Here is a 14,914-nt window from a genome sequence, read left to right as displayed (position 1 = left end):
ATAAACGGTTTCTATCAAAAATACAATTACTATTTTATAGAAATAAGACACCTCTATACCTAAACTAAAAAAACAACAATTAAAATGCTTATTTTGTTTTTACTTTAGAAACTACTTATTATTTTTTTTGCTGCAGAAATGCCACTATATATGGCTCCATCCATATACCCTCCATAAACAGGAGAGGTTTCTGCTCCCGAAAAAAGTACTTTTCCATTCATATAAAAATGTTTAAAATTTGAATCTCCGTATCTGGGACTCATATAAATAGATTTGATGCTATCACAAGATGTATTCCTATCTAGTGACCAATCTTTTTCTTGATATGTAATATATTCGAGAACCTCTTTTCCCAAGTATTTTTGTAAATGGTCTAGAATTCTTGTCTTTCGTTCTTCCTTAGATACATCACGCAATCCTTCATTTACAAACCCCATTAATGAATATTTCTTTTCATTTGCATCACTATGGTCATATAATTCTGTAACTGCTCCTACTTGACCTATGAGTGTCCCCGAAAAGTTTTTATGTCTCCAAAATGGAGTCTTAAATGTCATTCCAACTTTTATTGCATTACTCATCCAGGTATGTGTATTTTTCATTGTTTTTACAAGCAGTTCTGGAAGTTCGGGAGAGAATAATATCCGTGTCGCGATACGAGGTGGTATCGTGACAATTACTTTCTCTGCTTTAAACACCCCATTATCCGTAACTACCTTAACTCCATCGTCATCTTCTTTAATTTCAGAAATAGTTGTTGATGTTCTTATTTTATTTTTATTCACCATTGCGAGTGATGCAATCACTGCATTGGATCCTCCTTCAATTCTAAAAGCAGATGGAGAGTTGGGGTCATTCTCAAAATAATGTGCTGGTGCCATTGTATTATAGACCAACACACTTTTTCCTTTACTATATTGATGAAATTTACCTACCTGTATATCATTAAGTAAATCAATTACGTTTTGATGATGATTCTGAAACCAGGTAGCTCCAAAATCAACCCCATTTTCTGTTAAGATACGACCGCCAATACGGTTTCTTGATTCTAAGATAAGGAAATCGGTCTCCCCCAGCTTATCTAACATATAAGCAGAGGTAAGACCTGAAAGACCTGCACCAACTATAATATATTTAGCGGTGTTATTTGCCATTATTTATCCATTAAATGAGTCCCATGTACTACTGCCGCACCAGCTCGTAAAGCTGCAGCTACAAAAGTAACTTCTGCCAATTCTTCTTGTGTGGCTCCTGCAGCAATAGCATGATCTTTATGTATCTCAAGGCAATATGGGCATTGTGTTGTTAACGCTACCGCTACCGCCATAAGTTCTTTATATTTTTTTGGTATAACACCATCTGCAAGAGCAGCTTGATCTAATGCCTGAAAAGCCTTCATAGCAGATCCTGCATTTTTTCCTAAAGCACCTAATTGCTTTAGATTATTCATATCATACATACATCTATAATTTAAAGTTAATAAAAATAGAAGCTACCTTGAAAATAAGGTTCTACAACAAACTCCCAATCGATTGAAGTCTAACAATATTTATACAAAGGACAGCTTCAGAATATTGCACTATTTAGTTTCTTCCTGACATTACACCCCCATCAGTATCCCAGATAGCACCGGTTACCCATCCCGCTTTATCAGAAAGTAAATATGAAATCGCATCTGCAACATCTTGTGCTTTACCGTTTCTACCTATCGGATGAAATCCATGAAAGTTCTGTAGTGCATCATGTGCTTCTTGTTTTCCTCCAAAAACGCCTTCATAAACGGGAGTCTCCACAACTGCAGGAGAAACCGCATTTACTCTAATCTTGTGATCTGCTAATTCCATAGCAAGGTGTTGTGTTAATGAATGCAACCCAGCTTTTTGCATAGAATATGCAGAAGAAGGCGTAGCTTTTACAGCTTGCTTAGCCCACATTGATCCTACATTTACAATAGAACCACCTTCTGTTTTACTCATTTTCTTAGCAGCTGTTTGGGTAATAAAAAAGAATCCTCTATTAAGATCTTGATATGAATCATAGTCTGCTACAGTGTGATCTAAAAATGGTTTTGGACCAAAAATACCAGAAGCATTTACTAGATAGTCCAGATTATCAAATCCTTCTATTTTCTGATTTAATGCAGCTACTTCTGAGCTGTTTGTAATATCCACTTTGTGAGTATGCAGATTACCTGAAACCTCTTTTTTGAATGCTTCAAGTTTACTGTCATTAGTACCTACAACATGTACCTCAACACCTTCTGTTAGTAAATTTTGTGCAGTTGCTCTTCCGATTCCACTGCTTCCTCCTATAATTAATGCTCTTTTACTCATAATCTATTTTTTTAAATTGTTTAAATGATTAATAACAAGGCAAAGATATTTTGATCTTGTAAGGATATATAGTGTAAAAAAGAGAATGAATGGTAATTTTAGGAAACCGGTACTTATCCTAATTTAATAACAACGTTGCTTTTATTTTTTCTAGATTTTAAAAACTATCGAGAATATTTTCAAAAGAAAAGATTTTATAGCACTTCTCATATGAAATTCTCTATAATCAAAAAGCCCCAAAGATTCTGAAACCTTTGGGACTTTTTTGTATTACTATATAAATTGTGACTACATCTCTAATGCCTTAGCCACATTATTATCCATTAATAATTCTTCTGGATTTTCTAACGCTTCTTTTACGGCTACCAGAAATCCTACAGATTCTTTTCCATCAATAATTCTATGATCATAAGATAACGCAACATACATAATTGGTGCAACTACAATCTGACCATCTCTTACTATCGGACGCTCAACAATATTATGCATTCCTAAAATAGCACTTTGCGGAGGGTTGATAATCGGAGTGGATAACATACTTCCAAATACACCTCCGTTAGTAATTGTAAAAGTTCCTCCTGTCATTTCATCTACAGTAATCTGACCATCACGAGCTCGTATTGCTAATCTCTTTACTTCTGACTCTACTCCTCTGAAGCTTAAATTTTCTGCATTACGTATTACTGGCACCATTAATCCTTTAGGGCCAGAAACTGCTATACTAATATCTTGAAAATTATAAGAAATCATTTCTTTACCATCAATCATAGAGTTCACAGCAGGGAACAATTTCAATGCACGTACACAAGCAAGAGTAAAGAAAGACATAAACCCTAAACTTACTCCATGTTTACTTTTAAAATCTTCTTTGTATTGACTGCGAAGATTAAAGATAGGCTGCATATCCACTTCATTAAATGTGGTTAGCATTGCAGTCTCATTTTTAACAGAAACCAAACGCTCTGCCACCTTACGACGAAGCATTGACAATTTCTTACGTTCTTCTCCTCTACTTCCTAGTCCGGGAGTTCCCAAAGACGGCTTAGCATCTATTGCATCTGCTTTGGTGATACGGCCATCACGACCTGTACCTTTTACCTCTGCAGCATCAATACCTTTCTCTGCCAACACTTTTTTAGCTGCAGGAGAAGCAGTTCCTGTTGCATATGTTTCTGTCTTAACAGGTGCTGCTGCAGGTGCAGGAGTATCTTTCTTCTCTTCTGCTTTTGGAGTTTCTGCAACTGGAGCCGTTGCACCACCTTCAGGTTTTGGTGCATCTGTATCAATAAGACACACGACCTGACCCACAGCTACTGCATCACCTTCTTCAGCCTTAAGTGTAATAATTCCACTCGCTTCTGCTGGTAATTCTAGTGTTGCTTTGTCGCTGTCTACCTCGGCAATTGCCTGATCTTTTTCTACATAATCACCAGTTTCAACAAGCCATTGAGCTATTTCTACTTCTGTAATAGATTCTCCCGGTGATGGGACTTTCATTTCTAAAGCCATAATTCTGAATTTATCCTTTATATAATTTCCCTTGGAAAGGTTTTAATCTATAATTATTATTAAACTTCAATTATCTCTGATTATTCTTTGTCTTATCAAAAACATAATCGATTACTTCCTGATGTCTTCGTTTAGATCTGGTTGCAGATCCTGCTGCTGGTGCCCCATACGCTCTTCTGCTTGCAAATCTAAATGTTTTTGCGCTGTCGTAGTTCATTATCATATGACTTAATGCACCCATATTACGTGGTTCTTCTTGCGCCCATACCACCTCATCGGCTTTATATTTCTTTATCAATTTATCCATTTCGGCAGCTGGTATAGGAAAGAGTTGTTCTACTCTTACTAAAGCAACATCTTTTCTATCTTGCTTTTCTTTTTCTTCTAATAAATCATAATAGAATTTCCCAGTACAAAAGACCAATGATTTTACATTTGTAGCCTTAGCATCTGCATCATCAATAACCGTTTGAAAACTTCCTGTTGCAAATTCTTCTACAGATGAAACCGCTTTAGGGTGACGTAACAAACTCTTTGGAGTAAACACAACTAATGGTTTACGATATTTTGCTTTCATTTGTCTACGAAGCAAATGAAACATATTAGCTGGTGTAGTCACATCAGCAACAAACATATTGTCCTTGGCACAAAGCTGTAGGTATCGTTCCATTCTGGCAGATGAATGTTCTGCTCCCTGTCCTTCATAACCATGAGGCAATAACATTACAAGTCCGTTTTGCAATTTCCACTTATCCTCTGCCGAAGAGATATATTGATCAATCATGATTTGTGCACCATTACTGAAATCTCCAAATTGTGCTTCCCAAATCATAAGTGTATCAGGACTAGCCATGGCATAACCATAATCAAATCCTAATACTCCATATTCTGAGAGTAGGGAGTTATAAATATAAAAATCTCCCTGATCTCCTTTTAGATGATTTAAGAGTAATACTTCTTCTTCACTATCCTCTACTTTGATAACAGCATGTCTATGTGAAAAAGTTCCTCTTTCTACATCTTGCCCGCTCATTCTTACATCATAACCTTCTTTGAGTAAAGAACCATAGGCTAGTAATTCACCCATCGCCCAATCTAATTGATTATTTTCAAAGAACATTTTATGTCTTTGATCAATTAATCGCTCGATTTTTCGAAGGAATTTTTTATCAGAAGGAAGTTTTGTTATTATCTCTGCTATTTCTGTCAATTTATCTTTAGGATACGCAGTATCAACAGTGACCATCATTTCATCTTCCTGTACTCTTTCAAAACCAGCCCATTCATCTTGCATAAATGGTGTTATCACCGTTTTTTCCTGTTTACGAGAATCTTCTAATTCCTCTTCCAGCGATGCTTTATATTCTTTTTCGAGCTTAGATACATAATCTGCATCAATGATTCCTTCTGCAATTAATTTTTCTGCATAAATATCTCTTGGATTCTTATGCTTTGCTATTGCTTTATACAATTTTGGTTGTGTAAAACGTGGTTCATCTCCTTCATTATGTCCATACTTACGATATCCAAGTAAATCGATAAATACATCGCGCTTAAAGTTCATTCTAAAATCTAATGCGAAATTTGTAGCATGAACCACTGCCTCTGCATCATCTGCATTCACGTGTAATACTGGAGACAATGTTACTTTACCAACATCGGTACAATATGTCGAGGATCTCGCATCAAGATAATTTGTTGTAAATCCTATTTGATTGTTTACCACAATGTGAATAGTACCTCCTGTTTTATAACCATCTAACTTAGCCATCTGTACAATCTCGTACACCAATCCTTGCCCGGCTACGGCAGCATCTCCATGTACAATTATCGGAAGTACTTCTGATGTATTTTCTTGATAATGTCGATCTTGTTTTGCTCTGGTAATTCCTTCAACTACAGCACCTACGGTTTCCAAATGTGATGGATTTGGAGCTATATTCATATTTATATCCTTACCCGAATCGGTTTTACGCTTTGATGTCCATCCTAAGTGATATTTTACATCTCCATCAAAAACAGCTTCTTCATAATCCTTACCATCAAATTCACTAAAAATATCTTTAGGGCTCTTGCCAAAAATATTGGTAAGTGTACTCAAACGACCACGGTGAGCCATTCCCATTACAAATTCTTTTACTCCAAGATTTGCAGCTTTTTCTACAAGAGCATCCAAAGCAGGAATAAGAGATTCACCTCCTTCAAGAGAGAATCGTTTTTGGCCAACATATTTGGTATGTAAAAAACTCTCGAAAGAGACCGCTTGATTTAGTTTTTTAAGAATATGTTTTTTCTGATCAACAGAAAACTTAGTTCTATTAGAATTAAAATTAATCCTTGCCTGAATCCACTCTCGTTCTTCTGGGTTACGAATATACATATACTCAATACCCACAGAGTCACAATATATCTCTTCTAAATGAACAATTATATTACTCAGTGTATTAGGACCTATCCCAATAATTTCTCCTGCATTAAAAACAGTATTAAGATCAGCCTGACTAAGGCCAAAGTTTTCTAAAGCTAATGAAGGTGTATATTTTCTTCTATCTCTTACCGGATTTGTTTTGGTAAACAAATGGCCACGAGTTCTATATGCGTCTATTAATCTTACAACCTGAAATTCCTTCTGTACATTCTCGGGAACGGTAACAGTTTCTTCAGATGTCTTCTCAACATATATGGTCTCTCCTGATCCATCAGTATTTTCTACTCCAAAATCAAAACCTTGAAAAAATGCTCTCCAACTAGGTTCTACACTATCGGGGCTTTGCAGATACTGATCGTATAAATCTGCAAAAAATGCGGTATTAGCCGCATTTAAAAATGAATATTTATCCATATGTAAGTATTCAACTGTCTTTTAAATAATAAAACGCCACAAAAATACAACAATTACGGTATATTAAGTATTGAATTATTTATATTTATCTTACAATTTTTTATAAAATTAACAATGAAAGTAAACAGTTATCAAAATATTAGAATTCTTACGTTAGTGCTTTTTATTTTTTTTTCCTTACAAAAAGGTACTGCTCAATATGACGATTTTTGGTCTAATGTACGATTTGGAGGTAATTTGGGGATTGGGTTTTCTAATAATACTTTTAATGCAGTGATTGCACCTGCGGCTGTTTATGAATTTAATGAATGGTTTAGTGCCGGAGTAGGATTAAATTTTGGATACAGTAGTTTTGAAAATGATCGTTTTAATGAAGAAGGAAACAGCACTAACTATGGAGGCAGTGTAATTACTTTACTTAGTCCTTTTCCTGAATTGCAGCTTTCCGCTGAATTTGAAGAAATGGGAGTACATCGACGGATTGAGTTTCAGGACCAAACAATCACTGATGACTATTGGTATCCTGCACTATTTGTTGGTGCTGGGTACAGAATGGATTTTGTAAGTATTGGAATTAGATATGATGTTTTATACGATGATGATAAAAGTATTTATGGAAGTGCTTATGCCCCTTTTGTAAGGGTATTTTTTTAAGAAACAAAGGCTGATCTAAATAACCAGCCTTTTTATCTATAATTTTTATATGTTATCTAAAATTCTTCTGTGATTATTGTTAATCTTGATGTCGCAGAAGTACCATTTGCAAAAATTGCCTGTATACTTACCGAATCATATGGGTTAACATCACTATACAGATATAAATCTATAGCATTAACATCCTTAGGTAATTGTGCATACAGCGTTTCATTTACATATACAGCATAGTTAAAATCTTTACCATCAGGAGCACTAGGTGGATTCCATTCTAATCTAGCAATACCTTGATTAGCTGAAGCTTGATATGCATAAAATGAAATACTATTATCCTCTACTGGCTGTCCCGACAATCTAAAATCTGAATGTTTAGCCAAACGAGTACTATAAAGTTGATTACCTGCAATGGCTTCTACTATCACATGAATATCAAGAGATATTGGTGTTATATCATTAACTTGTATCGAAGTTTCTGTCGTAAAAAACTGCTTAGAACCAACAACAATTCGATACTCTAATTCTGATGTATTTGTTACAACAGGAGCTGTCCAAGATATTGATAAGCCATTAGTAGAAATATTACTTAGTGTCATATCAAAATTAGATATTGTAATGGCCTTAGGGGTTCTAAATGAAACATACCTAATTCGTAGTGAACCATCATCTGATTTTGCTATAATCTTTACTGCATAAAATGTATCTTGTTCTAATCTTCTAAATACATAAAGCGCCCGAGGATCATTTAAGTTTTCTTCTATTTTCTCACCTTGTAAAAAAATGTCATATCTAAAACCTGCAAAAGCAGTTCTGTCCCATCTTACTGTTGCATATCGATCAGTAAGACTTGAAAACTCTATTTCAAAATTACTTGATTGTTGTACAGCATATCTAACTTCCATATAGGGTAACCAAGCCTTAGTATCTGTATTTTGAATATAAGCTAAAGCCAGATTATTAATACTCCAAGTAGGTAATGCAATGAGTTGATTGTTAGAAACATTTGTAATATAAGTATAATTTATACCCTCTAATGATATTGGAAATGTCCCAATCACACTACCTTGATTAGGATTTTCTAATACCGAGTTTCCTTGTTTTTCAAAATACGCTCCTTCGACGGTTCCCCAGGTAGCAATATTGTCTCCTAATGCCTTATTAGTGCTAAAAGATGAAGATTCAAAAGGTTTTTCTTTTAATTCCTCTAAAGAAATCGGCAGAGGTGCCTCTGCTAATTGATTAAGCGGTTCAATTTCAGGATCATCACTCTCACAAGAAGAGAAAAATAATACTGCTATAAAAGCACAGATTAATACATTGATTTTTTTCGTTGTTATCATGATATTTAAAATGATTTGTTAATAAAGAATATTGTCATAACAAACCTAAATCATCAAGAATATATAGGAATCACTTTTTGTAGGTAAAATAAAATCCCTGTTTATGGGGTATAGGTTTTAGCTTAATATTTCAAAACAGAGAATAAAATTTAAATTACACACAACAAGAAACCCTTACAGAGGTGTTCATGTTCTGTTTACAAGGGTGTTTTTTAATACTAATACTAAATTTCTTCTATATATTTTATTTTTTATATTTTTGAATCTTATTAAAAACCTCTACGCTCATAATATTGCTTTATGTAATTCTTATGTATCAAAGACGGTAGGGTTTTTCATTATATATTCGTTAGATATATACAAAGTATATACATGGTCCTTGGGATGGACTTATGCCCTAATAAATATATACTTTTCTTCCCCTAGTGTTTACTATACAGTTATGTAACTGTATAGTATTAAAAGCATCTAAGAAATGCTTTTAAGTGTATGAACTCAATACCTAAAACACAAACTATAGAAAATGAAAAACTTTACACTATTATCTTTTTTAACGACCCTTGCTTGTCTAATTTTTATCTCTTCCTGTTCTGGACCCAAAGAAGTTTTATCTGCAGACCCCAGTGCCACAAGCAAATATTATAAAATAAAGAAAAAAGAGAGTCCAGCTATAATCGTTGACAATAAGTCAAATCCTGATGAAATAGCGATACAAGTAAACCATATTATCGAAAAATATACTGGTAATCCAATCAATAATTTTGCTCTATCTAAAATTATGAAAACCGAGAACGGATACCATTGGAGATTTTTAAATGTAAAAACTGGAAAAAGCTATATTGGTTCTGCAAATAACAAATTTAAATCTGTTATTATTTACGAGAAACCTAAAGAAAAAAAACAAATTATTACTAATTTATAACACTCTGTTTTAATACCATTACCACATATGAAAAATACAAGCTCGTTTTCTGTTAGAATAATTCTGTAATCTTGTTTCGGCCTTTCTGAGCAATCTATATTTATAACGTATATCCTCTACATCTTCAATACAATTACCTTTTTCAAAAGCTAAGGCTTCAAAATACTCTTGATTCCATTCACTCATTTTTTCTCCATGCCTTCTTTCATAACATACCGTAACAAGATCCTTTTTAAAAAACATTCTGTTTTCGATAACTTCTACAACTTTTTCTATTGTAGTTGACGATGACCCTTGCGAACTTTTTAGATAAAGAGAGTTTAAATGTATAATTTCAGAAATTGAAGTCTTTAATCTTAATGTATCTTTTTCTATAAAATAATTTTCCAAAAACACATCATTACCAAACCCTTGCTTATAAATATGTTGTATCAGTCTTAATTCTTTTTCCTGAAAGTAAAATTCAATTCTTCCTGAAAAACTTTCAGAACACTCATAATATTTAGTCCTATTTTTAATCAACGTATCTTTCTTAGCTAATCTACTCAGAAACTCTTCATATGAATTATTTACTTTATCAAAAGTATCCTGACCATAACCAAAAGTCAAAAAGAACAAAAATAGAATACTAGCATATCGTTTCATAAGCCTTATGGATTTTATAACATATTTCGGTAACACACCTTTTGCCATTCTCGTTTTAGTATTAGATATGCAGCATATTCTGCAATGGCATTACTATCTTCTAGATTGGTATTCCTGATCTTTGCTTCAGAGACATCAACTGCGTATAAGAGATTTGTATAATCATTAAATGTATTTTGTAATTTCTCGCTAAGCAAATCTCTTATTTCATGAAACACCTTTAATGGTTCGGTATTTTTAATACTATAATCTATACCTGCTCGATTAATATCTTTCTGTATTTGAACCAAAAATTGCGGATACAACTTAGAATTAACCACTTCATCCAATAATTGCTTTGCAGATGTTAAATTATTCTTTTTAGACACTTCTATTCATTAATGATGAACCAAATAACTTAAGTATTGATTTTTTATCATCTGTAATCGACAAACCATCTAAAACATCAAAAGCTTCTTTAGTATATTTCTCAATTTCTAATCGCGTTTTATCTTTTGCTCCAGTAGTTTCAAAAAGATGTTTTACTGTACTTATTTTCTCTGAAGGATCATCTGGGTTAAGAGAAAATAATCCTTTTAATTGTTTTTGTTCATCTTTACTAGCAAACTCCAAGGCTTTTAGATATAAAATAGTCTTTTTATTTTCAATAATATCCCCTCCCACTTGTTTACCAAAAGTTTCAGGATCACCAAATGCATCTAAATAATCATCCTGAAGTTGAAATGCAAGCCCTAGTAATCTGCCAAAATCATAAATCGATGATTTATTATCCTTACTTACTCCGGCAACTATAGCTCCCATTTGCATTGCAGCTCCTACCAAAACAGCAGTTTTATATTCGATCATTTTGATATATTCGGGAATGGTTACATCATCTCTAGTTTCAAAATCAATATCATATTGCTGACCTTCGCATACTTCTATTGCAGTTTTAGTAAATAATTTAGCTAATTCCTTAAAAGTATCTCCTTCATAATTCTCAAACAATTGATAAGCATTAATCAACATAGCATCTCCAGAAAGAATTCCTGTATTTATATCCCATTTTTCATGAACAGTCTCTTTACCACGTCTAAGAGGGGCATCATCCATAATATCGTCATGGATTAATGAAAAGTTATGAAAAACTTCTATGGCCAATGCCGCATCCAAAGCATCCTTATATGTTCCTCCAAAAATTTCGGAAGTCATTAACACCAAAGTCGGTCGTAATCGCTTCCCTCCTAAATTAAGAATATAAGAAATAGGTTCATAAAGATTCTTGGGTTCTTTAGTAATTGTTTTCTTAGATAGGTATTCTAAAAAGTACCCTTGATAATCAGAAATTGTATGCACAGTGATTTTTTTGTGCTAAAGTAATTCAAACTTTTTAAAAAAGTAAAACCAATCACCTCTCTGATTTAAAACATTTTGTTAACACAACATGACCAAACCCCATTTCAATGTTAAAAAATTGTGAAACTTAGGAAACTATTATTGTTTTTTTAGTTTCCATGTGTATTTTTGACCTCAAAACAAGCTCAACCTCTTATGAAAGAGAAAATAATAGAAAAAGCCAATGACCTGTTTTTGAACCTAGGTTTTAAAAGTGTAACGATGGATGATCTAGCCTCAGAAATGGGAATTTCCAAAAAGACTATATACACCCATTTTCAGAACAAGACTAAACTTGTAGAGGCTACAACTCATCATTTGTTCTGTACTATATCTAATGGTATTGATGATATTTTAAACGAAAATTTTGACCCTATAGAAGAATTATATGCTATAAAGGCCTTTGTAATGCATCATCTTAAAAATGAAAAAGCAGCACCATTATATCAGTTAGAAAAATATTACCCTAAAATACATAAAGGATTAAAAGCAAAACAATTTGAAGTTTTTAAAGAATGTGTAGTGGATAACCTCAAAAGAGGAATCGAAACAGGTGTTTTTAGAAAAAACATAGATATCGAATTTATATCTCGAATATATTTTATCGGTACCAATGGAATAAAAGACAAGGTAATGTTTCCCGATCAACTATTTCCGGTAGCTCAACTTATGGACAACTATCTGGAGTATCATATTCTTGGCATTACCACAGAAAAAGGACGTACAATTTTAAACAATCTTATTAAAGAACAATAAACATGAGAAACAACCTTTGGTTAATTTGTTTAGGTTGGCTATTCAGTGTCACAATACAGGCACAGCAACCACCAGTCAATTCTACATATTCATTCACATTGGATGAAGCTATCGAATTTGCACTTGAGAATAGCTACCAATCTATAAACGCCAGACGAGATGTTGCAAAAGCATTGAAAAGAAAATGGGAAGCTACCGCTAGTGGACTTCCTCAAATTGAAGGTGTTATAGATTATCAAAATCAATTAAAACAACCCGTTACTCTTATCCCTGGAGAGGTAGCTGGTGGAACTCCCGGAACTTTTGTCCCTGTAGTTTTTGGAACCAAACAACAGGCATCCGCAACTGCAACATTAAGACAACTTATTTTTGATGGCTCTTATCTTGTAGGCATTGAAGCTGCAAAAAGTTTTCTTCAATACAGCGATGATATTGAAGAAAAAACACAACTCGAAGTCCGCAAAGGAGTTATAAACGCTTATGGCAGTGTACTTGTTGCTCAGGAAAGTGTACAAATTCTTAAAAATAATGTAGAAGCTCTTGAAAAAAATTATCAGGAAACTAAAAAGATTTTTGAAAATGGGCTTGCAGAAGAAGAAGATGTAGAGCAACTTCAAATTACTTTGTTACAAATTAAAAATCAATTAAGTAATACAGAACGTCTAGAAAAAATTGCACTGCAAATGTTTAACCTTACCTTAGGAGTAGATGTGAATTCAAACACTGTTCTTTCTGAAGACTTAGATAGTTTGGCAATGAAAAACATGGATCAATCTGTAATCACTAAACCTTTTATTTTAGAAAATAATATAGATTACAGGTTAGCCTACCTTCTTACCGAACAAACACGATTAGAATTAAAATTAGAAAAGAGTAAAGCCCTCCCTAAGTTATCAGCATTTGTAAACTATGGTACTTCAGCATTTGATGATGATTTTGTTTTCTTTGACAGCCAGACGAGATGGTTTCAATCTTCAATATTAGGTGCAAGCTTGACCATTCCAATTTTTAGCTCATTAGGTAGAAGTTCTCGAACTCAACAAGCCAAAATAGCAGATGAACAATCAAAAACTGATTTTTTAAGAACTCAACAAGAAATTAAACTTAAATATGATACTGCTGTAAGTGATTTTAAATTTTCGATAGAAAGTTATGATACTGCAAAACAAAATTTAACCCTTGCAGAACGAATCGAGAAAAAGAATCAAATTAAGTACTCAGAAGGTCTAGCCACCAGTTTCGAATTAAGACAAGCACAATTACAATTGTATTCTTCACAGAATGATGCTTTAAATGCCATGCTTGATATTATTAACAAAAAGGCTGAATTAGAAACGATTTTAAATACACCAAATACTAATAATTAACCATATTATGAAAAAGATACTTACCATACTATCCATTTCTCTTCTTATCATTTCATGTGGACAAAATAGTGCCAAGTCAATCGATAAAGTCATAGAAGGAGGTGATTTGGCTGCAATTAGAGCTAAAAGAACAGAAGTTGTAGCAGAACAACAAGCCGTTGCTGATAAATTAAAGCAACTGGATGAAGCTATCTCTGCTTTGGATTCTGTAAAAAAACTTCCGCTGGTTACTACAATTATGGCAAAGGACACTTTGTTTAACCACTATCTAGAATTACAGGGAAATGTAGAAACTAAAAAAAATATTGTACTCTATCCTGAGATGAGTGGTATCCTTACACGAGTTTATGTTAAAAAAGGACAAAAAGTATCCAGAGGACAGATATTAGCCCGAATTGATGATGGTGGATTAAGTCAACAATTATCGCAAATAGAAGTACAAACACAATTGGCAAAAACTACTTTTGATCGTCAAAAAAGACTTTGGGATCAGAAAATTGGCTCAGAAATACAATATTTGGAAGCTAAGACTAATTATGAGGCACAGCAAAATGCTGTAAATCAAATCAAACGTCAATTGGCAAAAACAACAGTTAACGCTCCTTTTTCTGGAGTTATTGATGACGTTATCACTGAACAAGGAAGTGTTGCTGTTCCAGGACAAACAGCATTAATTCGTATCGTCAACCTTGATGATATGTATATCGAAACTGAAGTTCCTGAACGTTATATCCCCAATATTACTAAAGGTAAAAATGTAGAAGTATATTTCCCGGTTCTAGGAAAAACGATTACTACAAAAATCCGTCAGGTGGGTAATTATATTAACCCAAACAACCGTTCTTTTATGGTAGAAGTGGGTATTCCTTCAAACGGAGGAACTGTTAAACCTAACCTTACAGCCAAAGTAAAAATCAATGATTATACAAATGAAAAAGCCATATTGATACCACAAAGTATTATTTCTGAAAATGCAGAAGGAGATCAATATACGTATGTTACTTCTGGAAAAGATGCACAAAACATAGCACAAGCCAGAAGAGTAATCATAAAGACCGGAAAAACACAAGGAGACCTTATAGAAATTATAGAAGGTATTAATAATGGAGACGCTATTATTAGTGAAGGTGCAAGAAGTGTTAAAGACGGTCAAAAAGTTAAAATTTTAAACTAAC

14 protein-coding genes are annotated in these 14,914 nt (G+C 33.4%); 5 read left to right on the top strand and 9 right to left on the bottom strand.

Going from position 1 to position 14,914, the window contains the following annotated elements; translation table 11 throughout:
- Nucleotides 1-104: 104 nt before the first annotated feature.
- From PQF96_RS15320 to PQF96_RS15300, 5 genes are all read right to left on the bottom strand, one after another.
- Entirely contained in the window at nt 105-1,154 is a 1,050-nt protein-coding gene (locus PQF96_RS15320) for a flavin monoamine oxidase family protein (RefSeq protein WP_143915982.1), read from the bottom strand.
- The gene (locus tag PQF96_RS15315) at nt 1,154-1,450 is read right to left on the bottom strand and encodes a carboxymuconolactone decarboxylase family protein (protein WP_244299583.1); all 297 of its coding nucleotides are present in this window, start codon (nt 1,448-1,450) and stop codon (nt 1,154-1,156) included. Before PQF96_RS15315 ends, PQF96_RS15320 begins: the two co-directional genes overlap by 1 nt.
- A gap of 133 nt (nt 1,451-1,583) precedes the next feature.
- Complete coding sequence (locus PQF96_RS15310) at nt 1,584-2,333, bottom strand: SDR family NAD(P)-dependent oxidoreductase (RefSeq protein ID WP_109435750.1); 750 nt, start codon at nt 2,331-2,333, stop codon at nt 1,584-1,586.
- A gap of 288 nt (nt 2,334-2,621) precedes the next feature.
- Nucleotides 2,622-3,842, bottom strand: a complete 1,221-nt coding sequence (odhB, locus tag PQF96_RS15305) for a 2-oxoglutarate dehydrogenase complex dihydrolipoyllysine-residue succinyltransferase (RefSeq protein ID WP_109435751.1) — start codon at nt 3,840-3,842, stop codon at nt 2,622-2,624.
- 70 nt (nt 3,843-3,912) lie between these two features.
- Nucleotides 3,913-6,684: a 2-oxoglutarate dehydrogenase E1 component gene (locus PQF96_RS15300; protein ID WP_271767237.1), complete on the bottom strand. Its 2,772-nt coding sequence runs from the start codon at nt 6,682-6,684 to the stop codon at nt 3,913-3,915.
- 114 nt (nt 6,685-6,798) lie between these two features.
- Between PQF96_RS15300 and PQF96_RS15295 the strand changes: the two genes are divergently transcribed.
- Entirely contained in the window at nt 6,799-7,338 is a 540-nt protein-coding gene (locus PQF96_RS15295; protein ID WP_235010938.1) for an alpha-ketoglutarate decarboxylase, read from the top strand.
- Between the two features lie 56 nt (nt 7,339-7,394).
- On the opposite strand, the gene PQF96_RS15290 is transcribed toward PQF96_RS15295, so the two are convergent.
- Nucleotides 7,395-8,675 (bottom strand): hypothetical protein, encoded by a 1,281-nt coding sequence (locus PQF96_RS15290; protein WP_271767236.1) that lies wholly within the window; start codon nt 8,673-8,675, stop codon nt 7,395-7,397.
- A 523-nt stretch (nt 8,676-9,198) separates the two neighbouring features.
- On the opposite strand from PQF96_RS15290, the gene PQF96_RS15285 reads away from it, so the two are divergent.
- On the top strand, nt 9,199-9,597 hold the full coding sequence (locus PQF96_RS15285) for a hypothetical protein (protein WP_109435754.1): 399 nt from the start codon (nt 9,199-9,201) through the stop codon (nt 9,595-9,597).
- 18 nt (nt 9,598-9,615) lie between these two features.
- Here PQF96_RS15285 and PQF96_RS15280 read toward each other — a convergent pair whose 3' ends face one another.
- From PQF96_RS15280 to PQF96_RS15270, 3 genes are read right to left on the bottom strand one after another with little or no spacing between them, the layout of a single operon-like run.
- Nucleotides 9,616-10,242 carry a hypothetical protein gene (locus PQF96_RS15280; RefSeq protein ID WP_143915987.1) on the bottom strand — a complete coding sequence of 209 codons (627 nt, stop codon included), beginning with the start codon at nt 10,240-10,242 and terminating at the stop codon, nt 9,616-9,618.
- Nucleotides 10,243-10,256: 14 nt separating this feature from the next.
- Nucleotides 10,257-10,610, bottom strand: a complete 354-nt coding sequence (locus PQF96_RS15275; protein ID WP_271767234.1) for a hypothetical protein — start codon at nt 10,608-10,610, stop codon at nt 10,257-10,259.
- Entirely contained in the window at nt 10,603-11,577 is a 975-nt protein-coding gene (locus PQF96_RS15270) for a polyprenyl synthetase family protein (protein WP_271767231.1), read from the bottom strand. The genes PQF96_RS15275 and PQF96_RS15270 overlap by 8 nt, the downstream gene beginning before the upstream one ends.
- A gap of 195 nt (nt 11,578-11,772) precedes the next feature.
- Here PQF96_RS15270 and PQF96_RS15265 point away from each other — a divergent pair, with 195 nt between their 5' ends.
- The 3 genes from PQF96_RS15265 to PQF96_RS15255 are packed head-to-tail and all read left to right on the top strand — an operon-like array spanning nt 11,773 to nt 14,913.
- On the top strand, nt 11,773-12,372 hold the full coding sequence (locus tag PQF96_RS15265; RefSeq protein ID WP_109435758.1) for a TetR/AcrR family transcriptional regulator: 600 nt from the start codon (nt 11,773-11,775) through the stop codon (nt 12,370-12,372).
- Nucleotides 12,373-12,374: 2 nt separating this feature from the next.
- Complete coding sequence (locus PQF96_RS15260; protein ID WP_109435759.1) at nt 12,375-13,739, top strand: TolC family protein; 1,365 nt, start codon at nt 12,375-12,377, stop codon at nt 13,737-13,739.
- A gap of 7 nt (nt 13,740-13,746) precedes the next feature.
- A complete protein-coding gene (locus PQF96_RS15255; protein ID WP_109435760.1) occupies nt 13,747-14,913 on the top strand; it encodes an efflux RND transporter periplasmic adaptor subunit in 1,167 nt (388 codons plus the stop codon).
- Nucleotide 14,914 lies beyond the last annotated feature (1 nt).

Source organism: Aquimarina algiphila (assembly GCF_947494415.1).
Taxonomy (GTDB): domain Bacteria; phylum Bacteroidota; class Bacteroidia; order Flavobacteriales; family Flavobacteriaceae; genus Aquimarina; species Aquimarina algiphila.
The sequence above is the reverse complement of the archived record's forward strand: the minus strand, read 5'-3'. Positions and strand labels throughout refer to the sequence as shown.

What these genes read in the sequence shown, in the direction of transcription:
- PQF96_RS15320 (WP_143915982.1), bottom strand. Translation starts at nt 1,154, where the DNA reads ATGGCAAATAACACCGCTAAATATATTATAGTTGGTGCAGGTCTTTCA.
- PQF96_RS15265 (WP_109435758.1), top strand. Translation starts at nt 11,773, where the DNA reads ATGAAAGAGAAAATAATAGAAAAAGCCAATGACCTGTTTTTGAACCTA.
- odhB (WP_109435751.1), bottom strand. Translation starts at nt 3,842, where the DNA reads ATGGCTTTAGAAATGAAAGTCCCATCACCGGGAGAATCTATTACAGAA.
- PQF96_RS15260 (WP_109435759.1), top strand. Translation starts at nt 12,375, where the DNA reads ATGAGAAACAACCTTTGGTTAATTTGTTTAGGTTGGCTATTCAGTGTC.
- PQF96_RS15315 (WP_244299583.1), bottom strand. Translation starts at nt 1,450, where the DNA reads ATGAATAATCTAAAGCAATTAGGTGCTTTAGGAAAAAATGCAGGATCT.
- PQF96_RS15290 (WP_271767236.1), bottom strand. Translation starts at nt 8,675, where the DNA reads ATGATAACAACGAAAAAAATCAATGTATTAATCTGTGCTTTTATAGCA.
- PQF96_RS15295 (WP_235010938.1), top strand. Translation starts at nt 6,799, where the DNA reads ATGAAAGTAAACAGTTATCAAAATATTAGAATTCTTACGTTAGTGCTT.
- PQF96_RS15285 (WP_109435754.1), top strand. Translation starts at nt 9,199, where the DNA reads ATGAAAAACTTTACACTATTATCTTTTTTAACGACCCTTGCTTGTCTA.
- PQF96_RS15300 (WP_271767237.1), bottom strand. Translation starts at nt 6,684, where the DNA reads ATGGATAAATATTCATTTTTAAATGCGGCTAATACCGCATTTTTTGCA.
- PQF96_RS15280 (WP_143915987.1), bottom strand. Translation starts at nt 10,242, where the DNA reads ATGAAACGATATGCTAGTATTCTATTTTTGTTCTTTTTGACTTTTGGT.
- PQF96_RS15310 (WP_109435750.1), bottom strand. Translation starts at nt 2,333, where the DNA reads ATGAGTAAAAGAGCATTAATTATAGGAGGAAGCAGTGGAATCGGAAGA.
- PQF96_RS15255 (WP_109435760.1), top strand. Translation starts at nt 13,747, where the DNA reads ATGAAAAAGATACTTACCATACTATCCATTTCTCTTCTTATCATTTCA.